The organism is Campylobacter sp. RKI_CA19_01122, assembly GCF_025771325.1.
GTDB classification, from domain to species: domain Bacteria; phylum Campylobacterota; class Campylobacteria; order Campylobacterales; family Campylobacteraceae; genus Campylobacter_D; species Campylobacter_D lari_D.
The window spans coordinates 234,340-259,940 of record NZ_JAKMPZ010000001.1; the positions used below are offsets into that span (position 1 = coordinate 234,340).

Consider the following 25,601-nt stretch of genomic DNA (forward strand, 5'->3'; position numbering starts at 1 on the left):
ATCATTAGAAAATTACAAAAAACTAGAAAGGAATATTAATGATTGCTCCAGAGAATACACCAGTTTGGGTTGATGAAGCAAGATGTAAGGCTTGTAATATCTGTGTTAGCTATTGTCCAGCCGGAGTTTTAGCAATGAGAGATGAAATCAGTGCAGTTTTAGGACAGATGATAGAAGTGGTTCATCCTGATTCTTGTATAGGCTGTAGTGAATGTGAAAGTCACTGTCCTGATTTTGCGATTTTTGTTGCCAAAAGAGATGAATTTAAATTTGCAAAGCTTACGCCAGAAGCCAAAGAAAGAGCACAAGCTGTTAAAGAAAATAAATACAAAAAACTAAATGCATAGGAAAACAAAATGAGAGAAGTTATATCAACAGGTAATGTTTTAGTAGCCAAAGCTGCGATTGATTGTGGCTGTAAATTTTTTGGTGGTTATCCAATTACCCCAAGTTCTGAAATAGCACATGAACTAAGCCATATGTTACCAAAAAATGATGGTACTTTTATACAGATGGAAGATGAAATTTCGGGTATTAGCGTGGCTTTAGGTGCTTCTATGAGTGGAGTAAAATCCATGACAGCAAGCAGCGGACCGGGAATTTCTTTAAAAGCTGAACAAATTGGTTTGGGTTTTATAGCTGAAATTCCACTAGTAATTGTAAATGTTATGAGAGGCGGTCCTTCAACTGGTCTTCCAACAAGGGTTGCACAAGGTGATTTATTTCAAGCAAAAGCTCCAACGCATGGAGATTATGCAAGTATAGCTTTAGCTCCTGCTTCATTAGAGGAAGCTTACACTGAAACTATTAGAGCTTTTAATTTAGCTGAAAAATACATGACTCCAGTATTTTTGCTTTTAGATGAAACCATAGGACACATGAATGGTAAGGCAAAATTACCTGATTTAGAAGAATTAGAAATTATCAACCGAAAAAAATTTACGGGTGATAAAAAAGATTACAAACCTTATGCAGCAGGTAAAAATGAAGCTGCCATACTAAATCCTTTCTTTGAAGGTTATCGTTATCATATCACAGGACTTCATCATGGAGACATAGGCTTTCCAACAGAAGATGGAGCAATAGTAGATAAAAATATCAAAAGATTATTTGGTAAGATTAAAAATAATACCGATGAAATTTGTACTTATGAAGAGTTTATGTGTGATGATGCGCAGTTTTTAATCATCGCCTATGGTAGCGTTGCAAGATCTGCCAAAGAAGCTATTTTAAGACTTAGAGAAGAGGGTTTAAAAGTAGGGCTTTTTAGACCTATTACCCTTTATCCAGTAGCTGAGAAAAAAATAGCTCAAGTAGTATCTAAATTTGAAAAAGTTATGGTAAGTGAGCTTAATATGGGGCAATATTTAGAAGAAATTCAAAGAGTAAGTAAGAGAGATGATTTTATTAGCTTGCACCGTGCAAATGGTCGCCCTATAACCCCAAGTGAAATTATTGCTAAAGTAAAGGAGAATATGTAAAATGGCTTTTAATTATGATGAATATTTAAGAGTAGATAAACTTCCAACACAATGGTGCTGGGGTTGTGGGGATGGTGTTGTTTTAAAAGCTATTATTAGAGCTATTCAAAAACTTGGCTGGAATATGGATGATGTTTGTTTAGTTTCTGGTATAGGTTGTAGTGGTAGAATGAGTTCTTATGTAAATTGCAATACAGTCCATACTACTCATGGTCGAGCTATTGCTTATGCAACAGGGATTAAACTGGCAAACCCTAAAAAACATGTAATCGTAGTAAGTGGAGATGGCGATACTTTAGCAATTGGTGGAAATCATACCATCCATGGATGTAGAAGAAATATAGATTTAACTCATATTTTAATCAATAATTTTATTTATGGTCTTACAAATTCACAAACTTCACCAACTACCCCACAAGGCTTTTACACTGTTACAGCTCAAGCAGGTAATATAGACCCAAATTTTGATGCTTGCGAGCTTACTAAAGCTGCTGGGGCTTCTTTTGTAGCAAGAACAAATGTTATAGAGGCGAATAAGCTTGAAAATATCATTTTTAAAGCTTTATCTCACAAAGGTTATAGTTTTGTAGATGTATTTTCAAACTGCCATATTAACCTAGGTAGAAAAAACAAAATGGGCGAAGCTGTAAGCATGCTTGATTGGATTAAAAATCGTTGTGTTGAAAAGTCTAAATTTGAACAATTAGACTACGAACAAAGAGCGGATAAATTCCCTACAGGAATTTTACACCAAGATGAAAGCAAAGCAGAATATTGTGAAGCTTATGAGGAAGTTAGAAGAGCCTTGAAAGAAAAAAGAATGGTTGATTTGGGAGTATTAAAATGAAATATCAATTAAGATTTTGTGGTGAAGGTGGACAAGGAGTTATCACTGCAGGTGAAATTCTAGCTAAAGCCGCCATTAAAGAAGGGCGTAATGCTTTTAAAGCTTCTACTTATACTTCTCAAGTTAGAGGTGGGCGAACTAAGGTTGATATTATCGTTGATGAAAATGAAATCTTTTTTCCTTATGCAGTAGAAGGTGAAGTTAGTTTTATGCTTTCAACTGCTGATAAAGGTTATCATAGTTTTAAAGACGGTGTTTGTGATGGTGGTGTTATAGTTATAGAGCCAAATTTAGTTCATCCAAGTAAAGAAGATTATGCAAGATGGAAAATTTTTGAAATTCCTATTATTACTATAGCTAAAGAAGAAGTAGGGAATGTAGCTACTCAATCAGTCGTTGCTTTAGCTATAGCTGCTTATATGAGTAAATGTATTGATATTGATGCATTAAAACAAACTATGCTTGATATGGTACCTGCAAAAACTAAAGAGGCAAATGCAAAAGCTTTTGATTTGGGTATAGAATACGCTAAAAAAGCACAAGTGGTTTCTTGATTTTCAAGAAACTCTTTCTTGTAAAATAATATTTATTAAATTATCGTTATAATATTTTCCATTTTAAGCAAAAAGGTAAAATAATGAAAGAGCTAAATGGCTCGCAAATGATTTGTGAAGCATTAAAAGAAGAAAATGTTAAAGTAGTTTTTGGTTATCCTGGTGGTGCGGCTTTAAATATTTATGATGAAATTTACAAACAAACTCATTTTAAACACATTTTAGTCAGACACGAGCAAGCGGCCTTACATAGCGCTGATGCTTATGCTAGAATGAGTGGTAAAGTTGGTGTGGCAGTGGTTACAAGTGGACCTGGTTTTACTAATACAGTTACAGGTTTAGCTACTGCTTATAGTGATTCTATACCTTTGGTTTTAATTTCAGCTCAAGTTGCAAATTCTTTAATAGGAACAGATGCTTTTCAAGAAATCGATGCTATAGGTATTTCAAGGCCTTGTGTAAAGCATAATTATTTAGTAAAAAATATCGAAGAATTACCTAAAATTTTAAAAGAAGCTTTTTATATTGCTACAACAGGTAGAAAAGGGCCTGTGCATATTGATATACCTAAAGATGTTACTGCTGCTATGGGTGTATGGCATTATCCTAAAGAAATTTCTATGAAAACTTACAAGCCAACCTATAAAGGAAATATCAAGCAAATTAAAAAATTAGTAAGCTTGATTAAAAATGCTCAAAAACCTTTATTTTACCTAGGTGGAGGTTGTATAGCTTCTAATGCTAGTGACGAATTAAGAGAATTAATTCATTTTTGCCAAATTCCTGCAGTTGAAACCTTGATGGCTCTAGGAATTTTAAGAAGTGATGATGAGCTTAATTTAAAAATGGCAGGTATGCACGGAAGTTATTGTGCAAATATCGCTTTAAGTGAGTGTGATTTACTCATTGCTGTGGGTGCTAGGTTTGATGATAGGATTACTGGTAAAACAAGTGAGTTTGCTAAGGGTGCAAAAATCGTTCATATTGATATAGATCCAAGCTCTATTTCTAAAATTATCGAAGCGCATTTTCCTATAGTTGGGGATATTAAAAGTGTTATTTTAGATACCTTAGAAGAATTAAAAAAAGAAAGTTTTGACAACACAAAATATCAAGAATGGTTTAAAACTTTACAAAACTATCAACAATTATATCCTTTAATCTATGAAGATAGCGATGAAGTTTTAAAACCTCAATGGGTTATAGAAGAATGTGCTAGATTAGCTCCTGATGCAAGGATAATTACTGATGTGGGGCAACATCAAATGTGGGTAGCGCAATTTTATCCTTTTAATTATGCTAGACAACTTGCAACAAGCGGTGGGCAAGGAACTATGGGGTATTCTTTACCGGCCGCACTTGGGGCTAAATTAGCTGTAGATGAAGAAGTTGTAATAAATTTTGTAGGCGATGGTTCTTTTTTAATGAATATACAAGAGCTAATGACAGCAAGTGCTTATGGAATTAAAGTGATTAATATCATTTTAAATAATTCTTTTTTAGGTATGGTAAGACAATGGCAAAGTATGTTTTATAAAGAAAGATTTTCTAATACAGATCTAACAAGTCAACCTGATTTTGTTACTATTGCTAAAGGTTTTCATTGTGAGGGTTATAATGTTTTTAATAAAGAAGAATTTCAAAAAGCTTTTAAAGCAACCTTAGAATCTAAAAAAACTTGTGTTTTAAATGTAGCTATAGATCGTTATGAAGATGTATTACCTATGGTTCCTGCGGGCGGAGCTATTTATAATATGATTTTACCTAGCTATAAAAACAAGGATAAAAAATGAAAAGAAGAGTAATTTCTGTCATTGTGTTAAATGAGCATGGGGTATTATCACGCGTTGTTGGGCTTTTTTCAGGACGCGGTTATAATATAGAATCTCTTACAGTTGCTCCACTTGATGATAAAGAATTCTCAAGGATAAATATCGTTACTTTAGGTGATGAAAAAGTTTTTGAGCAAATCATAAAACAACTTCATAAGCTCATACCTACTTATAAGGTAATTGATTCTAGTGATTTTATTGAAAAAGAAACAGCTTTGGTAAAGATTGCTTTAAATGAAAATTTTGCAGGCTTAGATGCCATATTAAAAGCTTATAATGGCAGTGTAACTTATAGTGATGATGAGTTTATTATAGTAATGGCAAGTGATGATGCAAAAAATATTGATAACTTTTTAAAAACTATGAAAAAGTATAATCCTATTAGTGTGGTTAGAAGTGGTTCTATTTTAATGGAGGTAAAATGAAAATTAGTGAAATTGCTAAATTTTTAGGCATAGAATATTGCGGAGATGATATAGAAATTACAGCTTTAAATTCATTAAATAATGCAAGTTTTACTGAACTTAGTTATTGCGATGGAGAAAAAAACTCTAAAAAAATTGCAAGTAGTGGAGCTGGGGCTATATTAGTCTCAAAAGAATTTGAAAATTTAGTTTCAAAAGATTGTGTTAAATTAGTTGTTGATAATCCACATTTATCTTTTGCGCTTTTAAGTAAGCTTTTTGCTAAACCTTTAATTTCTAGTGAAAAGAAAAATTCTAAAATTGCTAAAAGTGCCAAGATTATGCCAAATGTTTATATTGGAGAAAATGTCCAAATAGCTGATCATGTAGTGATAATGGCAGGAGCTTATATAGGCGATAATGTAAGTATAGGTGAATATACTACAATCCATCCAAATGTTGTGATTTATAATGACACTAAAATAGGTAAAAAATGCCATTTGCTAGCAAATTGTGTAATAGGTAGTGATGGCTTTGGTTATGCGCATACAAAAAATGGCGAGCATTATAAGATTTATCACAATGGGAATGTTATTTTAGAAGATTTTGTGGAAGTTGGAGCTTGTACGACTATTGATAGAGCGGTTTTTGAAAGCACTATCATAAAGCAAGGTACAAAGATTGATAATCTTGTTCAAGTAGGGCATAATTGTGAAGTAGGGGAGAATTGTCTTATAGTAGCTCAAAGTGGAATTTCAGGTTCAAGTATTTTAGGTAAAAATGTTACCATGGGTGGGCAAAGTGCTACAAGCGGACATTTAGAAATAGGGGATTTTGCTACCATAGCCGCAAGGGGCGGGGTCACTAAAAATTTAGAAGGTGCTAGGGTTTATGGTGGTTTTCCTATTATGCTTCAAAAAGATTGGTTAAAATTTCAAGCAAAAATTATCACAGCTTTTAGGGATAAACATGAGTAAAAAAATATTTAAAACTATAGAATTACATGGTAGTAAAAGTGGAGAAATAAGCCTTTGTAATCTTTCTAATCCTTATGGTATAGGAAGCAATGATGTCTTAAGTATAGGTGTGGCTTTAAAAAAAGAAAATGGAATAGATTGGAAAGTTCACATTCCATATGAAAATTTAAAAGATCTTATCCATGCACTTCAAGAAATAGAAAAAAGCAAAGCCTAGTTTAAAAACTAGGCGTATTTAAATCCCTTTTTCTTCCTGCGTTAATAATTAAAACAAAATTAAGCACAATCAAAACATACACAAAAGTTGGTATAGGAAAAGCGTCACCATTTGCATAAGAATGAAGCCCAGAAAGATAAAAATTCACTCCAAAATAAGTCATTAATATGCTATAAAAGGCTAAAACACTAGCACTTGCAAAAACAAAAATAAAATAAGTTTTAAAAATAAATCTTAAGTGCAATACCATAGTATAAACTACAATAGAAATCAAAGCCCAAGTTTCTTTTGGATCCCAACCCCAATATCTTCCCCAACTTTCATTAGCCCAAACTCCGCCTAAAAAATTTCCTATTGTAAGCATTGCAAGTCCTATTATCATAGACATTTCATTAACGCAGTGTAATTTAATGATGTTTAAATCTATATTTTTATTTTTACCCCTTAAAGCAAAAAGAATTAAACTCAAAATCCCTATAATAAAACAAAGTGCTAAAAATCCATAACTTGCTGTTATAATAGAAACATGAATATTAAGCCAATATGATTTTAAAACAGGTACTAAATTTCCAATTTGAGGATCCATAAAGCCAAGATGAGCCACAAAAAGTGAAATGCCTGCTAAAAAACTCGCACCACATAAAGCCAAGAGTGATTTTCTAAAAAATATCACAGCACTCATCACACAAGCAAAAGCTATATAAATCATGCTTTCATAAGCATTACTCCAAGGAGCATGCCCACCTACATACCAACGAATGATTAAAGCTAGTGCATGTATGATTACACATATACTTAAAATGATGTAAAAAAATCTATATACAAAGGTAGATAAAGAAATATTTTTTAATATAGTATAAAAACTTAAAAAGAAAAACACTAACGCAAAGCTAATATAAACAAAAGTTAGATTATCAAAGATATTGTAATGATTAAGCAGTATTTCAAGATCTAATCTTTCTTTTGGCGGTAAAACACTACTTCCATAGTGATTTTGAAAATCTTTTAAAGATTGCAAAAATTCATTTGCATCTTGCCATTGATTATTTTCAACACCATTGCGAACTTGTAAAAAATAGCTAACTAAAAGCATTTGTAAACGCTCTACATCTTCTTTTGCAAAAGGTAAAATTTGCACCGGAGAATACCACTTTAAACTTTGCTCATTAATATCAGGAAAAATAGTTAAAGCTTGACCGCTATAAATATAATATGCATGATTTATTTTTTCATCTAAGGCTAGCAAATCTTTATCAAAGCTAGTTCTTAATGAAGGCTTTTTGCGGTTAGCTTCTTCAACATAATTACTCAGTTTATATACCCCATTATCAAATACATCATCAAATGCTATGTATTTTTCATTTATATCTGCGCCTATTAATTCTCTTAGCTTGCTTGTTTTTGTAGCTATCATTTTGATTTTTCTAAATTCTTTAGGATAAATCATCATTGCTAGAAAAATTTGATCATAGTGAAGATTTAAAAAATTTTCTTTTTGAGTGATTTTATAAATAAATTCCATTGCCAAAGTATCTAAAGGTTTGATTCTACCATTATGATCTTGCACAAGTAATCTTGCAAAATTTAAAGAATGTTCATAGGAATTTTTTTGTAAATTTGAGATTAAATTTAAAATTTCACTTTTATTTTCTTGTGCAAAAAGCGGAGTTTGTAAATTTGCAAAAAGCAAAATAAACAATACAAAGCTTTGGCCTTTTTTTAAATAAATGCTTAAACGATGAAATCTTGAGTTTTTGTCAAATAAAATCCATAAAAATCCTAAAATCAATAAAGTATAACCTATATAAGTAGGGATTTTACCAGGATCTTTATTAACTGAAAGTATAGTGCCTTGCTCATCTTGATCATAAGAGCTTTGAAAAAATCTATATCCACCATAATCAAGAACATTATTCATAAAAATATCATAATCTAAGTTAATATTATTTTGCTCATCCATGATTTGAATTTTGGAAGTATAAGAAGATGGACTCATAGAACCTAAATAACGCTCTAGTATAAAATCTTTCAAGTGTAATGCAAAAGGAAGCTTAATTTCTCTTGGTCCCCAATTGATAGTAAAATTTTTTCCCTGTAAGTTAAAATGCACTGCTTGTTTGTTTGTAAAATTTGGATTTAAGATTATTTGTGTATTTGCTTTTTGATAATTAATATTTAATTTTAAGCTAGCAGGTGTAATAGAGTCTTTTTGTGGAGTGTATTTGATAGAGCTTATGATTAATTTTTCACCATTTAAGTCAATAGTTTTTTCAAAATGCTTTTGAGTTAGCGGGGTAAAGCTAATAGGAAATTCAAAACTAACATTAGCATCAAAATCAGTAATTTTTATAAATTCTTCCCTAGTAACTATGGTGTTAGAGCTTTGATTTTCTCTTATATACATTCCACCTTCTAAGCCAAAATATCTAGTAAGTCCAGCACCGATTAAAATCACTATAAAAGATAAATGCAAAAGCAAGATAGAGTATTTTTTCTTTTGAAAAAGCTTGTTGTAAAATATCACTCCGATTAAATTTAAACCTAGTAATAAATGCAACATATCAAACCAAGCATTATTATAAATTAAAGCTTTAGCTGCACTAATACCAAAATCATTTTCTATAAAGGTTGCCACAGCACAAGCTATGGCATATATGCTCATTAGCAAAAAACTCATTGCAAAAGAAAAAAAATACTGCATTTTTAACCTTTAAATATTATTTTCTTTATAAAAATGTATGAGTTTTTGTGCTATGGTTGCTTCGTCTAAATTTTGATTTTCTTTTTGATTTAAAAACTCCATTGTAGCGCTTAGTCTTTTTGCGCTAATAAAACCAGGATAATTTAGCAAAGTTTGGCTATTTTTGTTTAAAATTACAATAGTAGGGGTGGCTACTATATCATAAATACTAGAAAGTTCAGCTGTACTTAAGTCACTTTTATGGTTTTTATAAAATGTATGAATTTTTTTATAGCTTATATTTATATAATATGAGCTGTATTTGTCTTTTATAAGTTCTTGTATTTTTTTATCATTTTTAATTTCTTCTTTTAATTTATCACAATATAAGCAGTGATTTGCGCTAAAAATGATTAAAATGTTTTTATCATCACTTTTTATATTTGTATTATCTTTAAATAAATAGGCTATTTCTTCATAAGATTTTTTATCTAAATCATTTGCTTTTTGTAAATTTTCTTTAGAAAATTGTGTACCGCTTGAGATTAAATTAGAATCAAGTTTTTCTTCATTAGAACAAGCTATAAAAAAAATACTTAAAAAACTAAGTGAGAGTATTGTTTTAAACATTTAAAATCCTTGAAAAAATTAGAAAAAGTCCTTATTCGCTATTATAGCGAATAAGGTTATAAGATAGTGTTAAAGAAAGTATAAAGCATTAAAAATAAAAATACTAAGCCAGTTATTAGCATTGCAAATCCTGCAAGTTTAGCTAGCCATTGATATGCCTTGAAATTGCTTTTATTTTCATATAAAGTGCTTAATTTTCCACTTTCTTTTAAGCGTTTATACCATACATTTCTTTCTTGTTTAATCTCTTCTTCACTAATACTTCCTGAAAAAATCACCATATCCATAGGGAAGTGATCTGCTCTAAAATGCGTATTAAAGAAATGAATTGCAAAAATAAATCCTGTAGCAAGTAAAGCTTCATCAGAGTGAAGTAGGGTTGCTAAGTTGATTGCTTCACCTGGTAAAAATTTACCAAAGAAAGCAGGAAACCATAAAATAAGCCCTGAAATACCAATGATAAACATACCCCAAAATACTGCTAGATAGTCAAATTTTTCCCAATAAGTCCAGCGGTCAAATTGCGGTCTTGGTCCAAAACCAAAGAACCATTTAAAATGATCTTTCATATCTTTAAAATCTTGCCAATTTGGCATTAAAGAATCAGGTCCAAAAGTAGCTTTTAAAACTTTCATAAAGCTTATTTTGCCAGTTATTGGATCCCTTGCTACATCACGGCGTTTCCAATTTACGATGATGATTTCTCCAATGTGAGAGAAAAATACTGCAAACATTACTATGGCTGAAATATGATGTATAGTTGCAGCGTTAATGATATCTCCACCCATTAAATCAATCATAGGTTTAGCCCATGCTGAATCATAGAATTTTTGCGGTAAGCCTGAGAATGCAAGACCCAAAAAGCTAACTGCCATAAAAAAATGCTGAATTCTATGAAAAGTGCTAAATCTTCTTACTCTTACTTTATCTTCATGTGCTGCTTTTCTTGCTTCTTTCCATTCTTTAGGATATTTTATACGCATAGCAATTAAACGCAAGCACCAAAGTATAGTATGGGCTCCAAAGAAAACAAATACAGAAATGACCAAAATAGTCATGAATATATAAGCACCATGTAATCCAGGATATTTTTCGCCATCACTATGATCAGCATGTGCCATCCAATTTGCGAAATTTTCATTTGCATTTGGGTGGCATGATTTGCAAGTTTGAACACGGTTAATTGGCGAGAGAGTTGAGCTTCTTTCGCTTGATTTTAAAATATTATGTTTTCCATGACAATCAGAACAAGTAGCAACACTTGGAGTTTCACCTGGAGTGCTTAAAAACATACCTTTACCATGAAAAGTCATATGAAAAGTTGCACTTTTTTGTTTATGACATTGTGTGCATTTTTGATCGACTAATTGTTTTTGTGAATAAATTCCTGAATGTTTTGGGGTAATATGAATAGAGTGACAAGTTGCACAAGATGGTTTTTCTTTTTTCTTTTGCATATCTTGAGCGGGTAAGAATTTTTCTACTCCATGAGCGCTTTTTGCTAAAGCATTGCTTGCTTTTTCATGACAAGTTGCACATTTTTGATTGATTAAGTTTTTATTTGCTGCAATATCAGCTCTAATGCCTTTACCTTTTTGAGCATGACAATCACGACAAGATGGGGTGTTGCTAAATTTAAATCTTGAGTGGATAGTGTCTTTAAATTCGATAATTTCTTTAGCTTTTTCCCATTTAACTGTGTCTATTTTTTCAACTTTTCTACCTGAAGTTACCCATGATTCTATACCATCAAGCATTACAACAGAGTTCTTATAGCCAAGTTCTATAGCAACTGCAGCTGCTTGAGAAGCTTCAAATCTAAAACGATTTAAACCATAAAATACTAAATTTGCATTTTTATCATTAGGTAATAAATTTTGCCAATTTTCCACATAGGTTGATATGGAATTAGGTATATAACCATTAGCTTGTCTATCTTGCTCTGAATTGACATCAAAAAAATAAGTATTGTTTTGATCTAGCATTTCTTGAGCTTGTGCTAAGCTAATGCTTTTTACACCTTCTATTGAGCCTATTTCTCCATTAGCCTCAGCAAAAATAAATCCTGATGGCATAAAAAGAGTAAAAAGCACAATAAAAAGTCGAGTAATTAAATTTTTCAAGACTAGCTCCTTATTTTAAGGAAGAATTTTTCATTCTTCCTTTGTTTTTATTTACCATTTAGGATATTTTGTGCTTCTTGGATATAAATTAAAGCTTCTTCTATGATTTTCTTAGAATAAGCAGGTCCATGAACACCCCAAGAACCATCTTTTTCTAGTCTATCAGCTATGGCTTGAGCTTGATTAGTTAGGCTTAATACTTTTGATTTTTGCTCTATTGAAAGTTTATTTTTTTCAGCAAAAGTTTTATCAATATTTGCTATGCCTTTTCTAATTTTCTCATATCCTTCTTTAACGGGGTTTTGCCACTGCATTACTTTATCATAAATCATTTCTTGATTGCTAAAGTGAAGTTTTTCAGGTAAGGTTGATTGCACAGGACTATGACAACCACTTGCACCAGGACCCATTAGATTAATATCACTAAAACTAGTTCTACCACAACTCCACATTAAATCAAGGAAAAATCTACCTTCATCATCTCTAGCTATGGTCCAGCCACCAACTTTAGGCGATCTTTCTTTGCCTTCTGGTGGATTAAGTGTTTTTGCGGTTTTATCTACTTTGATATTCCAAATATGTGAAGCTCTAACATTATCAAACCCACCTTTATCAGGGTTTTGAACCGCTCCAAAGTTTTCGCAACTCATCATATTTGGCATGTGACAAGCTGTACAGTTATCTTTTGCGTGAATTCCACCTTTTTTGAAAAAGCTTGCTTGAGTTTCATGACAATCTTTGCAAGTTTTTTTAAGTTTTGTTTTAGTATAACCGCTTTTCCAATCATTAAAAGTTACTTCATGCGGATCATGACAAGTATTACATCTCATACCCTTATCGTAGTGTGCTGAAGAATACATTTGAGCACCTTCTGTTCCACACGCAGGACAACTTGATTTAAAATATGCGTTGAAAGGTTTTCTAGGATTGATTTTAGCATCGGTTTCATTATATGAAAATCTTTGATGACATCTTTCACAATTTGATGGCATACCCGCACCTCTTGCTCCATAAAGATGTGCTCCAGCCCCATGGCATTCCTCGCAAGTAATACCTTTTGAGATGGTATGTTTTTGAAGTTCTTTTGGATTACCCAGTGCTTTGTAAAATTCTTCCTTACTTTTAAAGTCAAATTTAAAAGTATGACAGGTTTCACAATACGCAGTAGCAGGTTGGAAAACCGCTTTTTCTTTATAGGTTGCAGCATAAGAGTTTGTTCCCCATACTTGAGAGCCATTTCCTCCAAAATCTTCCATTTTAGTAGGAAAACCAGGTGCAAATGCAGCTATTTTTTGTGCCATTTCAGGGGTTAAAAACTCACTCCAAAGTCTTGAAAATTGATTGCCTCCAGCGGTTAATTTACCACTTAAATCACTCAAATTTCCATCTTCAACATGGTAAGTTCCACGCACAAGCCATCTATCTATAAAACCATATTTTGTTCTTGGTGTTCCAATGAGAGCATAAACATCATTTGGATAAATTCCATCGGGTAAAATAGTAGCTTGAGAATTATACATAGGTTTTTTCAAACCTTCAGCTCCACCAACTTCTTCTATTTCATGTGGAAAACGCACGGTTTTTGCATGACGAGAGCGCTCCCAAGAAGCATATTGAGCAGGATGACATTCGCCACATTTTTTTGGACCCACAAATTTGTTTGGAAAATCCAAAAAAGATTCATAAGGCAAACGATAGGTAATAGAGGCTTGTTTTAAATCATGCTCGGCAGCAAATTTAGCTCCATTTTGATTTACAACCCAATTTTCAGTTCTATCACTATGGGTAAATTTACCCACCAAACGCCCTTCTTTTTCATATTTAAAAATAGGGTGATTTTTATAAAGATAATCAAAAAATGCATCTTCTTGAGCCACATAACCATCAAGGGTTCTAGGCTCTGAAGAAGCAAAAGCTTGTGTAGTCAAACTAATGCCCAATGCTAAACAAGCATAAGTGGCGACTTTAGCTAGTTTATGTTTCATAACTTCCCTTTCATGTAGTTTTGTTAAAAGATAAAAACACTCTTATTTATTATCTATTAACTTTTAAAACATAATTTTGACTATTTTTTAATAAAAATTAACTTAAAAATATAATTTATTAACTTTTTATTAATTTAAATAATAAAAATTATCATATAGAAAAAGAAGTTATTTGCTAAATATTAAATTCTACTAATAGTCCCTACTACCTTACCTACAATTAAAAAGTCTCCATTTTGATAATGAACATCCGCATAACTTAGGTTAAAAGAGTGTAAATAAACTCCGCCTTTATTGCTTTTAAAAATTTGTTTGATAAATAAACCATCTCTGGTATTCACCGCAAAAACTCCACCTTCTTTAAAGCTTTTGCTTTTATCTACTAAACATAAAGAATCATCTTTGATTTCAGGCTCCATGCTATCGCCTATACATGGGATGATATCACAATCTTTAGAGCCAAAAAAATCACTTAGTTTTTCATCTATAATCACTTCTGAAAAACTTACATTATCATTTAAAGCTCCACCTCCCATAGAAGCATTAACATCATAATATTTTAAAACATTATAGTTTAGATCATGCGTTAGGGTATTACTCTCAAGGGAATCTTCATAAAAAAACGCATTGATATTGATATTTCTTTCATTTAAGAAATGAAGTATTTGTTTATAAGGTATGGAATTTCTAAATTTCATACTATAAAAGGTATCAGGATTGATATTTAGCATCTTAGCTACATCAGAATCTTTGGCGTTTTTTATTCCTTCTTTTTGGAGTATAAATTTTAATTTATCAGTAATTTCATTCATTTGCATAAAAATCCTTTTAAATAAAAAGTATTTTAGCAAATTTACTTTTATTTTGCAAGAATTCTTTTAAATTAAAAGATATTTAGCTTCCAAATTTATGGAAGCTAAAAATTATTTATTTACTAAGCTTTTGATATATTGATCTACCATGTATAAGCCATTGCCATTATCGCTTATGAGTTTGATTTTATCTACTATACCTCTAAAAAGCGCTTCTTCTTCGTGCTGTTCGCTTACATACCATTGTAGAAAATTAAAAGTAGAATAATCTTTACTTGAAAGCATAAAATCTACAAGATTATTAATAGAAGCAGTGATACTTTGCTCATGCTCAAAAGTTTTTTCAAATACATCAAGCAATGATTTAAAATCACCATCAGGTTTTTTAACTTCTTTTAATTCTACTTTAGAATCAGTTTCATTCAAATAAGTGATGAGTTTTCTAGCATGATCACTTTCTTCTCTTGCATGCTCGAACAAAAACGCCCCTGCACCATCAAAACTATGCTCATAGCACCATGAACTCATACTCAAATACAAATTTGCTGCATACATTTCTTTATTAATTTGCTCATTTAATAAAGCTACTACTTCTTTTGAAAGCATTTTCTCTCCTTTTTTTAATAATGGATTTTATAATGATATATTTTAAAGTTTAATTTATACTAAATTTATATTTTATGTATAATTACACTAAAAAATAAAGAGTAAAAAATGCAAACAAATACTTTTAAAGTTGATAAAGCTATTACAAGCAAAAATGAAGATTTATTTTATAGAAAAGAAAATGCCACTGCACTAGCGAAAATTATAAAAAGTTATCAAGATGAAGATAGTATTTCTATAGGTGTTATAGGGGATTGGGGTAGTGGAAAAACTTCTTTTGTAAATATGGTTTTAGAAGATTTTGAAAATAATGAAAATTTCATTATAATAATTTTCAATCCTTGGAATATTTCCACTAGAAAACAGCTTATTAGTGATTTTTTTTACAAAACTTTCTGCTGAAATAGAAAGAACAGATTCTTCTGAGCAGTATCAAAAAATAAGTAACGATTTAAAAGCTTTATCTTATACATTTAAACCACTGAAATTTATACCAGGACTAGATTTTTGCTAGTATTGCCTCTGAAGTAAGTGGTAATATTAGCGATGCTCTTCAAAAAACAGCCGAGATGACAGAAAAAAATTTAGATACCATCAAAGAAGAAATCAATAGTGAAATAAAGAACATAGGTAAAAAAATAATTATAGTCATTGATGATCTTGATAGATTAGCTGATACAGATATACAAGAAATTTTTCAACTTGTTAGATCTATAGCAGATTTTAAAAATACTATATATATTCTTGCTTATGGTAATGAAGTAGTCACTAAAGCCTTAGATAAAATCCAAAAAGATAAAGGCGAAAGATATATAGAAAAAATAGTGCAAGTTCCTATAGTGCTACCTAAATTAAATAAAGCTAATTTAACAGCGATTTTTATGCAAAAAATTGAACAATTTAGCTTTGTTTATGAAAAAATCGATAAAAATGAATTTATACAGAATTTAAAAACAAATCATTTTGCAGGTACTTTTGAAAATATAAGAGATATTAATAGATACTTAAATGTTTTAAAATTTGAAATGAGTGCTATAAAACAAGAGTTGTATTTGTATGATTTTGCTGTGATTACTTTGTTTAAAGTTTTTGAGCCAAAATTTTATGAGTTTATTTATAATTATCATGAGATTTTTACAGGAGCTACTTCAGAAGGATATGGATATGAGGAACAAAATCTAAGTGTTAAAAAAATGATTAAAGAACAAATAGAAAGTTTAAATAAACTAAATAAAGAAGTTATTAGAAAATTATTAATTTCTATATTTCCTAGAATAGAGTGGTTATACAATAGAGATTTTTATACTTCAAAAAATGAAGTAGAATATACATACAAAAATAGGATAGCTTCGCGGAAACATTTTCAAGATTATTTTGTGTTAAATTTTGCAGAAAATGTTATCAGAAAAGAAACAATAGATAAAATTAAAAAGGCAAATTCACACCAAGAGTATGATGATATTTTTAATGAGTATGATTTAAAAGAACTTGAAAAATTTAAGCAATTACCTTTTAAAATGAGTGTTTATGCTAAAGACTTTAAAAGTAGTGAATTTATTTATTATCTTTGGAGTATTTTTGATGAAATTTATAAAAAGGAAGATTTTTCTTACTATGATAGATGTGAGTGCTTTTTTGAATTGATTTCAAATATAGCAGGCAAGGAAAATATAAATAGCAAAGAATTACTTAATGAAAAATATCCACTAGATGCAAGAATGTTATTTATATATAGTTGCAATCATTCTATGAGAGAAAAAGAGTATTTTTATGAGAAAGAATTAAAAATACTATTAGATAAATTACTTCAAGAAGACAATGAAAAAGTAAAAGAGAAAATAAAAGCACATATTTACGCCCTTAGAACAAATAATTTTCATTACCTAAAAAACACTTTTAAAATTTTTGCACAAAATTCAAAAATATTTTTCTTGATCTTAGAAATTTTTATAGAAAAAGATGAAAATAATCAAAAATACATTAATCAAAATTTATTAAATCATATTAAACCTTATGAGTTAAAAACTATGATCGAAGAAACTTTTAAAAATCCTAGTGATGAGCAAAAAGAAATAGTTGATTTTTATAAAGACAAGTTAAGTCATTATAAATCATTAATTCAAAAATAATTGAAAAATAATTTTATTTTGCTTAAAATTGTAAGTTTATTTATTATCAAAGGTTAAAAATGCAAGAATGGTTAAAGCTAAATGAAGAAATTTTAAAAAACAAAGTGCGTGAAGTGTATTTTTCAAAATTTTCTATAGTTGGTTCTAGTATTGATTTTATTGTCACGCAAAAACATAAAGACTTAGGTGAGATTAATTTATTTTGGGCTGAAGCTAAGCAAGGCATAAGTGATATTAAAAAATCATTCATTCAGCTTATTTTAACCATAGGAAAGCATAAATTTCACGTCGAGCAAACGCCTGCTTTAATAGGTGCATTTGATGCTGAAAAAATCGCATTTTTATCTTTTTCTAAAATTCAAGAAGTTTTTTATAAAAACGACATAGATTGGAGTGTAACACCAAGCGATCACACAAGTGAGCAGTTTTTAAAACTTTTAAAAGAATTAGATGAAATTTTAAACGAAGCTTTGATTTTTTACTATGAAAAAAATGATGAGGAATTAAAAAATTTAATAAAAGAAAATTTAACAAACGAAAACATAAGCAAATTTAAAATCGACAAAAACAACTTTGTAAGCATATATCACAAATGGAGCAAAAGCGTAAAAGAAAGCATAAGTATAGATTGGGATTTAGCAAAGAAAAACGGCATTATCGATGCGGACTTTTACCTAGCTGATTTACTCTCAAATGAAAATCAAACCATAGTAGAAAAGCTTTTTGCTATCTTGAAAAAAGATCATTATGAATTTAATGCCAAAAAGACGGATCTAGGCTCTATCGTTACAGAAAAAACGGGCTTTAAAGACAATCAAAAAGCACATAAAGATTTTTGGGCTATTTATGAGCGTCCGCCTTTGGAGGAATTTTGGGATTATATGATAGAGCGTAGGGATTTGCTTGTAGATCAAGACATTAGAGAAAGAAGGGGGGGGGCGTTTTTTACTCCAAGAATTTGGGTGGATAAAGCTTGTGAGTATTTATCAAAGGCTTTAGGTAAAGACTATGAAGAGAAATACTATATATGGGATTGTGCTGGTGGTACAGGAAATTTGCTAGCAAATTTTACAAATGCAAAAAATGTTTTTTGCTCTACCATAGATAAAGCAGATGTTGATGTAATACATGAGCGTATAAAAAATGGTGCAAATTTATTTGAAAATCATGTTTTTCAATTTGACTTTTTAAATGATGAATTTTTTGATAAAGTAGATGATAAAGGCAATGTCATTTATAAATCAAAACTACCTTCAAATTTACAAGAAATTTTAAAAGATGAAAACAAACGCAAAAAACTCATCATTTTTATAAATCCGCCTTATGCAGAAGCAGGGACTACATCAGCTATGTCAGGAAGTGGAAAGCATAAAAAAGGTGTTAGCCTTGATAATTATGTTTATGAAAAATACAAAGATATTTTAAGCAGTGTTAGAAATGAACTTTTTGCACAATTTTATATAAGAATATATTGCGAGATCGATGGAGCTGTGCTAGCTACTTTTTCTACTTTAAAATATATAAATTCTACAAATTTTATAAAATTTAGAGAAACTTTTAAGGCTAAATTTTTAAAAGGTTTTATGGTGCCTGCTTATACTTTTGATAATGTAAAAGGAAATTTTCCTATAGGATTTTTGATATGGGATATGAGCCAAAAAGATGAGCTTAAAAAGGTAAGACTTGATGTTTTTAATGAAAATGGAAATTTTTTAGGAAAGAAAAATTTTTACAGCAATCATAATTTGCATATAGGAAAGTGGATATCTAAATTTAAAAATAAAAATATACCATTAAACTTAGGCATGATGAATACTGGAAGAATGGATTTTCAACACCAAAATCTTGTTTATATCATGCATGATACAAAAGATCTTGGGCATTCTATATTTTTAACTTATAGTAATTTAATAGTTTGTGCTATATTTTTTTCTGTGCGACATGTGTTAGAACATACCTATATAAATCACAACGATCAGTTTTTATACCCAAACAAAGCATATCAAAACGACAAAGAATTTCAAAGTGATTGTTTGGCTTTTATACTTTTTCATGGACAAAATAAAATTAGCGCAAAAGAAGGTGTAAATCACTTCATACCTTTTAGTGAGAAAGAATTAGGCATTACCCAAGAAGCATTTAAGAGTGATTTTATGTATAAATTTATAAATGGCAAGATAAAAAATGAAGATGTTTTATTTGATGATACATTAGACAAGGTGGAATTTTCTAATGAAGCAAAAGAGCTTTTAAAAGCAGGTAAAGAACTTTTTAAGTATTATCACACGCATAAAGAAAAGGCAGGGTATTTGGTAAATGCTTCTTTGTATGATATAAAAGAATTTTTTCAAGGTAGAGATGAAAAGGGAAAGATGAACATACCTAGCAAAGCAAAAGATGAGCATTATAAAATTTTACTTAGTGATTTGAATTTAGCTTTGGATGTTTTAGCTAAAAAAATCGAGCCAAAAATTTATGAATATGGCTTTTTGAGAGAGTGATTAGCCAATACTAAAAGAAAATATGCTACCTTTTTGTGGGTTAGATTGAATTTTTAAAGAACTTTTGTGTAAAGTGAGTATTTTTTTAACTAAAAACAATCCTAGTCCAAAAGAATTGTTTTGGCTAGTATTGATTTTATAAAATTTTTTTGTGATTAATTTTAAGTATTTTTCCTCTATGCCTATGCCTTGATCTTGTATACTAAATTCTTGGTTTTTAACTTCAATAAAAATATCTTTTTGACTATATTTTAGTGCATTGCTAATGAGATTAATAATAACTTGCTCAATGAGAAAAGAATCTGCTTTTATGAAAGTTTGATCTCCTTGAATTTTAATCCTGCTTTCATTAAAATTTTCAACAATATTTTTACTTAAAGCATATAAATCAAAATTTTCTTTATTTAAAGATGTGATATTTAAATTAAAAACAAAATTTAGTTTGTGTGTTAGTTGGTTGATTTTTATGCTTTGCTTGTGAATTTTTTCAAGCATAAATTTTTTCATAGTTTCATCATTATGTTCTTTTTCTAAAGATTGCAAACTTAAATTTATAACACTTAAAGGATTTTTTAACTCATGTGAAATAGCGCTGATTAAATTTGAAAGTTGAGTGTTTTTCATTTTAATTTTTTTGGCTTGTTTTTTATTTTGTAATTCTTTCTCATAAAATAACTTTTTTATTTTTAATAATCTTAAATTTAAAGAATTTAAATCATAAAAAAAGTTCTTTGTAAAATGAAATTCTGATTGACTCTTTATATTTTTAATAAACAAAAGTAATTCTTGAAAGTATTTTTTAAAAAAGTTAAATATAAAAATATATATTGCAGTTAATACTGCTAAAAAAAGTAAAAAAATCAAAATATTTTTTATCCAAAAATCTTGTATTTTTGCGTTTATTTTTGGATAAACAATGATGATGTATTTATATCCTTCATATTGATAAGCTTTATAATAAATTTCTTTATTATTAAAAAATTCATGTGTAAAATCTGCGTTAAATTGATTTTTAAAGAAATCAAAATCATCTAAAGATGAGATGGTTTTTCCATCTTTTTTGATGATAAAATCTGCTCTTGTTTGTTGAGAAAATTCTTGAATGTTGTTTGTATTGAGTGTTTTTATAATGCTAAATTTTAATGTATCATTCAAGGTTTTTAATTTTTGCTCATAAGTGCTTTTTATAGTGTTGTTTATATATTGCTCATTAACAAAATAAAACAATCCTATAAAAAATATACAAAAACATATAAAAAATAAAGCAAAAAAATTTCTGATTTTTAACACAATTTATAACCCACCGAGCGCACTGAAATGATATTTTCTTTAATTTGTGGAATTTTTTGTTTTAATCTTAAAATAGCCGTATTGATTGTCTTATCGCTTGTTGTGTCATTTTTCCATACTTGCTCACTTAAAAATTGACGGCTTAGAAGTTGATTTTTGTGATTAAAAAAACACTTGAGTAATTCTACATCTAGGGTTGATAAATTTTCAAATGTATTTGTTTGATGAATTAATTTTCTCTCTTCTATATATAAAGTAAAATCTTGATAAGAAATTTGTTCTTTTGGAGTTTTATTTCTTTTAGTTACGACTTTGATTCTAAATAAAAGTTCATTAAAATCAAAAGGTTTGCATATATAATCATCACAGCCTTGCTCAAAACCTTCTAAAATATCTTTTTGTAAAGTCTTTGCACTAAGAAAAATCACAGGCTCCATATAACCTTTTTTTCTTAATTGTTTTATCATCTCTACACTATCGCCACTTGGTAAATTTCTATCCATGATGATTAAGTCTATTTCATTTGTATCTAGAAAGGTTTCTAAGTCAAAAAAATCAAAATAACTATAAATTTTTATATTTTCTTGACTAAGTCTTAAACTAATTAACTCATTTAAATCTTTATCATCTTCTATCAAAATAACATTTAGCATATAAAATTATATCAAAAAATACATGTATCCAAAATGTTTCCAAGTTTTTTTAAATTTTCATTACTTTTTTTAAAACAAGGAGAAAAAATGAAAAAACTTTTGGCTTTAAGTGTGGCTACCTTTGTTAGTTTAAACGCAGCAGAATTAAAAATAGCAGGTTCATCTACTGTCTATCCTTTTACTTCTTTTGTTGCTGAAGAGTATGCTTCTATAAAAAATACAAAAACACCTATAGTTGAAAGTCTTGGCACAGGCGGTGGTTTTAAAGTGTTTTGCGAGGGAATTACTGATATTTCTAATGCTTCAAGAGCAATCAAGCCAAGTGAATTTGAAACTTGTAAAAAATCAGGTGTGAGTGATATAGTCGGGATTATGATAGGTTATGATGGCATAGTTTTAGCTCAAAATAAAATCAATGCTCCATTAAATATAAGCTTACATGAGTTATTTTTAGCTTTGGCCAAAGAAATTCCACAAGATGGAAAATTAGTCCCAAATCCTTATACAAATTGGCAACAAATCAATAAAAATCTACCAAATAGAAAAATTACAATCTATGGTCCTCCATCAAGTTCAGGAACAAGAGATAGTATAGAAGAACTTGTAATGGTAGATATTTCTAAAAAAATTCCTGAATATAAAGGTGCATATAAAACTATACGCCAAGATGGAGCATTTATACCAAGTGGAGAAAACGATAATTTAATTGTTTCAAAACTTTCTGTTGATAAAGAAGCTTTTGGGCTTTTTGGATACGGATTTTTAGCTAGCAATGATGATAAGATTAATGCAGTTGATATTGATGGTGTAAAAGCTGATGAGAAAAATATATCTGAAGGAAAATATAAACTAGCTCGTTCTTTGTTTATATATATGAATGCTAAGAAAAATCCAGAAGTATTTGAATTTGCAAAAATTTATATGAGTGATGATTTAGCTAAAAGCGGAGCAGAATTAGAAAAAATAGGATTGGTTCCTTTGGATGAAAAAACTTTAAAACAAACCCAAAAACATATAGAAGAAAAAGGTTTATTAACTGATGAGCTTGTTAAAGCAGGGAAAGTTTTTTAATTTTTAGGATGAAAAATTGATAAAAGAAAAAATAATAAAATTAACGCTTTTTCTTTGTGCTTTTGTTAGCGTAGTAGTAAGCTTTGCTATTATGCTAACTATTTTAATAGAGGCATTAAAATTTTTTCAAAAAGAAAGCGTATTTACTTTTTTATTCTCAAGTCAGTGGGCAGCAGATGCTGCATTTGTAGGTGCTGATGGAAGTAGCAAGCATGGGGTTTTTGGTGCTTTGAGTTTATTTTGGGGAACTTTTTATATTTCATTAATAGCAATGCTAACAGCCTTACCTTTAGGTGTAATGTGTGCTATTTATCTTGGAGTATTTGCAGGTAAAAAATCTAAAAACTATTTAAAACCTATTTTAGAAATCATAGCAGGAATTCCTACTGTAGTTTTTGGATTTTTCGCAGCCATAGTTGTAGCTCCTTTTATAGTGTGGTTTTTTTCTCTTTTTGGTATAGAAGCTAGTTTTCAAAGTGCCCTAGGTGCAGGTTTTATCATGGGTATTATGATAGTTCCTATAGTGGCTTCACTCTCACAAGATTGCATTGAAGCTGTAAGTTTAAAAAGGATAAATGGAGCTTATGCTTTAGGTATGACTAAAAAAGAAGTCGTTTTTGCAGTAATTTTACCAGAAGCAATGCCAGGTATAGTTGCAGCTTGTCTTTTAGGACTTTCAAGAGCTTTAGGTGAAACGATGATTGTTGTTATGGCTGCTTCATTGCGTCCAAATTTAACAATGAATTTTTTAGAAGATATGACAACAGTGACTGTAAAAATAGTAGAAGCATTAAGCGGTGATCAAGCTTTTGATAGTTCTTTAGCTTTAAGTGCATTTTCTTTAGGGCTTGTGCTTTTTATTATTACATTAATCATTAATATTTTTAGCGTTTATTTGATAAATCGCTTCCATAAAAGGAAAAATTTATGAAAAAACTTTTTAAACAAAGAAAAAAAGCTTCAAAAAATTTCAAAAGATTCTGTAAAATGGGGCTTTATATAAATCTTATTTTTCTTTGTATTTTTTTATCAAGCGTAGGGTATCTTGGGATAGGAGCTTTTAAGCAAACTTACATTTATGCTCAAGCTGATAGAAATAGCCCTTCATATGAGCTTTTATCGCGTGCTGAACAAAGGAAAATAAGAACAGGTCAAATCAAAGAAAAATCTTGGCTTTTAGCAAATTCTGAAGTTGATCAATATATGAAAAAAAACTACAATAAACTAAGCGATGAACAAAAAAAATTAGTTGATGAACTAGTTCAAAAGCAGGAAATCAAACTAAGTTTTAACACAAATTTTTTCCTTAATGGAGATTCTAAATCACCTGAAAATTCAGGAATCTTTGCTTCTGTGATTGGAACTTTACTTGTGATGATAGTTTGTATGGTTGTAAGTATCCCAATAGGAGTTGGAGCAGCTATTTATTTAGAAGAATTTGCTCCGCAAAATGTATTTACGCATTTTATAGAAGTGTGTATTAATAACCTTGCAAGTATTCCTAGTATTTTATTTGGACTTTTAGGACTTGGGGTGTTTATTAATCTTTTTGGGATGCCTCGTTCTAGTGCTTTAGTTGGAGGATTAACTTTGGCTATTATGAGCTTACCTATTATTATTGTTTCAACTAAAGCTGCCTTAAAAAGTGTGGATATTAATATGAAAAATGCAGCATATGCTTTAGGCATGACTAAAATTCAAATGATAAAAGGCATTATGCTACCTTTGGCAATGCCTATGATTTTAACAGGTTCTATTTTAACTTTAGCTCAAGCTATTGGCGAAACCGCACCTTTGATGATTATAGGTATGATAGCTTTTATACCTGATGTGGCAAATAGTGTTTTTGCACCAACAAGTGTTTTACCTGCTCAAATTTTTTCATGGTCAGCTATGCCAGAGCGTGCATTTTTAGAAAGAACAGCAGCAGGGATTATAGTGCTTTTATCTCTTTTGGTGATTTTAAATTTAGCAGCAATACTTTTAAGAAGATATTTTCAAGGAAAATTAAAATGATAGCAAAAACAACAAATCTAAATTTATTTTATGGTAAAAAACAAGCTTTATTTGATATTAATATGGAAATTCAAAAAAATAAAATCACAGCTTTAATAGGTGCTTCAGGATGTGGAAAATCCACATTTTTGCGTTGTTTTAATAGGATGAATGACAAAATAGCAAAAATCGATGGTCTTGTTGAGATTGATGGAAAAGATGTTAAAAATCAAGATTTAGTCGTGCTTAGAAAAAAAGTTGGAATGGTATTTCAACAACCTAATGTTTTTGTAAAAAGCATTTATGATAATATTTCTTATGCTCCAAAACTCCATGGGATGATCAAAAACAAAGATGAAGAAGATGCTTTGGTGGAAGATTGTCTTAAAAAAGTAGGGCTTTTTGAGGAGGTAAAGGATAAACTAAAACAAAATGCTCTAGCACTTTCAGGTGGTCAGCAACAACGCCTTTGTATTGCAAGAGCTTTGGCCATAAAGCCAAAATTATTACTTTTAGATGAACCAACTTCTGCACTTGATCCTATATCTTCAAGCGTTATAGAAGAGCTTATTAAAGAATTAAGTCATAATCTTTCTATGATCATGGTAACGCATAACATGCAACAAGGTAAGCGCGTAGCTGATTATACTGCATTTTTTCATCTAGGCGAACTTGTAGAATTTGGAGAGAGCAAGGAATTTTTTGAAAATCCTAAAGAAGAAAAAACAAAAGCTTATTTAAATGGAGCTTTTGGATAATTTTTATTTATTTAGAAATTTTGATGATATAATTAATCAAAATTTCTAAAAGGCTT

General features: G+C 29.8%; 23 protein-coding genes. 15 read left to right on the forward strand and 8 right to left on the reverse strand.

Annotation, left to right across the window (positions count from 1 at the left end; translation table 11 throughout):
- The first annotated feature begins 32 nt into the window (after positions 1-32).
- From L8U37_RS01190 to L8U37_RS01225, 8 genes are all read left to right on the forward strand, one after another.
- Positions 33-347 (forward strand): 4Fe-4S binding protein, encoded by a 315-nt coding sequence (locus L8U37_RS01190; protein WP_133318853.1) that lies wholly within the window; start codon positions 33-35, stop codon positions 345-347.
- Positions 348-356: 9 nt separating this feature from the next.
- Positions 357-1,481: a 2-oxoglutarate synthase subunit alpha gene (locus L8U37_RS01195; RefSeq protein ID WP_257928731.1), complete on the forward strand. Its 1,125-nt coding sequence runs from the start codon at positions 357-359 to the stop codon at positions 1,479-1,481.
- Between the two features lies 1 nt (position 1,482).
- Complete coding sequence (locus tag L8U37_RS01200; RefSeq protein ID WP_133318855.1) at positions 1,483-2,328, forward strand: 2-oxoglutarate ferredoxin oxidoreductase subunit beta; 846 nt, start codon at positions 1,483-1,485, stop codon at positions 2,326-2,328.
- Positions 2,325-2,882, forward strand: coding sequence for a 2-oxoacid:acceptor oxidoreductase family protein (locus tag L8U37_RS01205; RefSeq protein WP_263728385.1), 558 nt, complete (start codon positions 2,325-2,327; stop codon positions 2,880-2,882). The genes L8U37_RS01200 and L8U37_RS01205 overlap by 4 nt, the downstream gene beginning before the upstream one ends.
- 83 nt (positions 2,883-2,965) lie before the next feature.
- Positions 2,966-4,675: an acetolactate synthase large subunit gene (locus L8U37_RS01210; RefSeq protein WP_263728386.1), complete on the forward strand. Its 1,710-nt coding sequence runs from the start codon at positions 2,966-2,968 to the stop codon at positions 4,673-4,675.
- A complete protein-coding gene (gene ilvN, locus L8U37_RS01215) occupies positions 4,672-5,139 on the forward strand; it encodes an acetolactate synthase small subunit (RefSeq protein WP_039626144.1) in 468 nt (155 codons plus the stop codon). Before L8U37_RS01210 ends, ilvN begins: the two co-directional genes overlap by 4 nt.
- A complete protein-coding gene (gene lpxD, locus L8U37_RS01220) occupies positions 5,136-6,095 on the forward strand; it encodes a UDP-3-O-(3-hydroxymyristoyl)glucosamine N-acyltransferase (protein ID WP_263661691.1) in 960 nt (319 codons plus the stop codon). The genes ilvN and lpxD overlap by 4 nt, the downstream gene beginning before the upstream one ends.
- Positions 6,088-6,312, forward strand: coding sequence for a hypothetical protein (locus L8U37_RS01225; RefSeq protein WP_133318859.1), 225 nt, complete (start codon positions 6,088-6,090; stop codon positions 6,310-6,312). Before lpxD ends, L8U37_RS01225 begins: the two co-directional genes overlap by 8 nt.
- A 1-nt stretch (position 6,313) precedes the next feature.
- Here the strand turns inward: L8U37_RS01225 and ccsA are convergent, their stop codons facing one another.
- From ccsA to ftnA, 6 genes are all read right to left on the reverse strand, one after another.
- A complete protein-coding gene (ccsA, locus tag L8U37_RS01230; protein WP_263728387.1) occupies positions 6,314-9,013 on the reverse strand; it encodes a cytochrome c biogenesis protein CcsA in 2,700 nt (899 codons plus the stop codon).
- Positions 9,014-9,022: 9 nt separating this feature from the next.
- Positions 9,023-9,622 (reverse strand): SoxW family protein, encoded by a 600-nt coding sequence (locus L8U37_RS01235; RefSeq protein ID WP_133318861.1) that lies wholly within the window; start codon positions 9,620-9,622, stop codon positions 9,023-9,025.
- 56 nt (positions 9,623-9,678) lie between these two features.
- Complete coding sequence (locus tag L8U37_RS01240; protein WP_412174899.1) at positions 9,679-11,697, reverse strand: rhodanese-like domain-containing protein; 2,019 nt, start codon at positions 11,695-11,697, stop codon at positions 9,679-9,681.
- Between the two features lie 95 nt (positions 11,698-11,792).
- Positions 11,793-13,730 carry a cytochrome c family protein gene (locus tag L8U37_RS01245; RefSeq protein ID WP_263728389.1) on the reverse strand — a complete coding sequence of 646 codons (1,938 nt, stop codon included), beginning with the start codon at positions 13,728-13,730 and terminating at the stop codon, positions 11,793-11,795.
- Positions 13,731-13,912: 182 nt separating this feature from the next.
- Complete coding sequence (locus tag L8U37_RS01250; protein ID WP_220566402.1) at positions 13,913-14,548, reverse strand: helix-turn-helix transcriptional regulator; 636 nt, start codon at positions 14,546-14,548, stop codon at positions 13,913-13,915.
- Positions 14,549-14,653: 105 nt separating this feature from the next.
- Positions 14,654-15,148 (reverse strand): non-heme ferritin, encoded by a 495-nt coding sequence (ftnA, locus tag L8U37_RS01255; protein ID WP_263728390.1) that lies wholly within the window; start codon positions 15,146-15,148, stop codon positions 14,654-14,656.
- Between the two features lie 108 nt (positions 15,149-15,256).
- Here ftnA and L8U37_RS01260 point away from each other — a divergent pair, with 108 nt between their 5' ends.
- The 3 genes from L8U37_RS01260 (at position 15,257) to L8U37_RS01270 (ending at position 19,778) form a co-directional block, all read left to right on the forward strand.
- Complete coding sequence (locus tag L8U37_RS01260) at positions 15,257-15,550, forward strand: KAP family NTPase (protein ID WP_263728391.1); 294 nt, start codon at positions 15,257-15,259, stop codon at positions 15,548-15,550.
- A gap of 167 nt (positions 15,551-15,717) precedes the next feature.
- Complete coding sequence (locus L8U37_RS01265; RefSeq protein ID WP_263728392.1) at positions 15,718-17,277, forward strand: P-loop NTPase fold protein; 1,560 nt, start codon at positions 15,718-15,720, stop codon at positions 17,275-17,277.
- Positions 17,278-17,336: 59 nt separating this feature from the next.
- Positions 17,337-19,778, forward strand: a complete 2,442-nt coding sequence (locus L8U37_RS01270) for a hypothetical protein (protein ID WP_263728393.1) — start codon at positions 17,337-17,339, stop codon at positions 19,776-19,778.
- Here L8U37_RS01270 and L8U37_RS01275 read toward each other — a convergent pair whose 3' ends face one another.
- Positions 19,779-20,933 (reverse strand): sensor histidine kinase, encoded by a 1,155-nt coding sequence (locus tag L8U37_RS01275; RefSeq protein WP_263728394.1) that lies wholly within the window; start codon positions 20,931-20,933, stop codon positions 19,779-19,781.
- Between the two features lie 128 nt (positions 20,934-21,061).
- Entirely contained in the window at positions 21,062-21,721 is a 660-nt protein-coding gene (locus L8U37_RS01280; RefSeq protein WP_263693516.1) for a response regulator transcription factor, read from the reverse strand.
- Between the two features lie 87 nt (positions 21,722-21,808).
- Between L8U37_RS01280 and L8U37_RS01285 the strand changes: the two genes are divergently transcribed.
- The 4 genes from L8U37_RS01285 to pstB are packed head-to-tail and all read left to right on the forward strand — an operon-like array spanning position 21,809 to position 25,545.
- Entirely contained in the window at positions 21,809-22,792 is a 984-nt protein-coding gene (locus tag L8U37_RS01285; RefSeq protein WP_257928718.1) for a substrate-binding domain-containing protein, read from the forward strand.
- A gap of 16 nt (positions 22,793-22,808) precedes the next feature.
- On the forward strand, positions 22,809-23,723 hold the full coding sequence (gene pstC, locus L8U37_RS01290; protein ID WP_047208303.1) for a phosphate ABC transporter permease subunit PstC: 915 nt from the start codon (positions 22,809-22,811) through the stop codon (positions 23,721-23,723).
- A complete protein-coding gene (gene pstA / locus L8U37_RS01295) occupies positions 23,720-24,808 on the forward strand; it encodes a phosphate ABC transporter permease PstA (protein ID WP_263728395.1) in 1,089 nt (362 codons plus the stop codon). The genes pstC and pstA overlap by 4 nt, the downstream gene beginning before the upstream one ends.
- Positions 24,805-25,545, forward strand: coding sequence for a phosphate ABC transporter ATP-binding protein PstB (pstB, locus tag L8U37_RS01300; RefSeq protein WP_087700725.1), 741 nt, complete (start codon positions 24,805-24,807; stop codon positions 25,543-25,545). The genes pstA and pstB overlap by 4 nt, the downstream gene beginning before the upstream one ends.
- Positions 25,546-25,601 lie beyond the last annotated feature (56 nt).

Bases quoted from the DNA above. Each gene is read 5' to 3' on its own strand.
- ilvN (WP_039626144.1), top strand. From the start codon at position 4,672: ATGAAAAGAAGAGTAATTTCTGTCATTGTGTTAAATGAGCATGGGGTA.
- L8U37_RS01280 (WP_263693516.1), bottom strand. From the start codon at position 21,721: ATGCTAAATGTTATTTTGATAGAAGATGATAAAGATTTAAATGAGTTA.
- lpxD (WP_263661691.1), top strand. From the start codon at position 5,136: ATGAAAATTAGTGAAATTGCTAAATTTTTAGGCATAGAATATTGCGGA.
- L8U37_RS01265 (WP_263728392.1), top strand. From the start codon at position 15,718: ATGACAGAAAAAAATTTAGATACCATCAAAGAAGAAATCAATAGTGAA.
- pstA (WP_263728395.1), top strand. From the start codon at position 23,720: ATGAAAAAACTTTTTAAACAAAGAAAAAAAGCTTCAAAAAATTTCAAA.
- L8U37_RS01250 (WP_220566402.1), bottom strand. From the start codon at position 14,548: ATGCAAATGAATGAAATTACTGATAAATTAAAATTTATACTCCAAAAA.
- L8U37_RS01210 (WP_263728386.1), top strand. From the start codon at position 2,966: ATGAAAGAGCTAAATGGCTCGCAAATGATTTGTGAAGCATTAAAAGAA.
- L8U37_RS01200 (WP_133318855.1), top strand. From the start codon at position 1,483: ATGGCTTTTAATTATGATGAATATTTAAGAGTAGATAAACTTCCAACA.
- L8U37_RS01270 (WP_263728393.1), top strand. From the start codon at position 17,337: ATGCAAGAATGGTTAAAGCTAAATGAAGAAATTTTAAAAAACAAAGTG.
- L8U37_RS01240 (WP_412174899.1), bottom strand. From the start codon at position 11,697: ATGCCATCAGGATTTATTTTTGCTGAGGCTAATGGAGAAATAGGCTCA.
- ftnA (WP_263728390.1), bottom strand. From the start codon at position 15,148: ATGCTTTCAAAAGAAGTAGTAGCTTTATTAAATGAGCAAATTAATAAA.
- L8U37_RS01205 (WP_263728385.1), top strand. From the start codon at position 2,325: ATGAAATATCAATTAAGATTTTGTGGTGAAGGTGGACAAGGAGTTATC.
- L8U37_RS01225 (WP_133318859.1), top strand. From the start codon at position 6,088: ATGAGTAAAAAAATATTTAAAACTATAGAATTACATGGTAGTAAAAGT.
- L8U37_RS01235 (WP_133318861.1), bottom strand. From the start codon at position 9,622: ATGTTTAAAACAATACTCTCACTTAGTTTTTTAAGTATTTTTTTTATA.
- L8U37_RS01195 (WP_257928731.1), top strand. From the start codon at position 357: ATGAGAGAAGTTATATCAACAGGTAATGTTTTAGTAGCCAAAGCTGCG.
- L8U37_RS01260 (WP_263728391.1), top strand. From the start codon at position 15,257: ATGCAAACAAATACTTTTAAAGTTGATAAAGCTATTACAAGCAAAAAT.
- ccsA (WP_263728387.1), bottom strand. From the start codon at position 9,013: ATGCAGTATTTTTTTTCTTTTGCAATGAGTTTTTTGCTAATGAGCATA.
- L8U37_RS01245 (WP_263728389.1), bottom strand. From the start codon at position 13,730: ATGAAACATAAACTAGCTAAAGTCGCCACTTATGCTTGTTTAGCATTG.
- pstB (WP_087700725.1), top strand. From the start codon at position 24,805: ATGATAGCAAAAACAACAAATCTAAATTTATTTTATGGTAAAAAACAA.
- L8U37_RS01285 (WP_257928718.1), top strand. From the start codon at position 21,809: ATGAAAAAACTTTTGGCTTTAAGTGTGGCTACCTTTGTTAGTTTAAAC.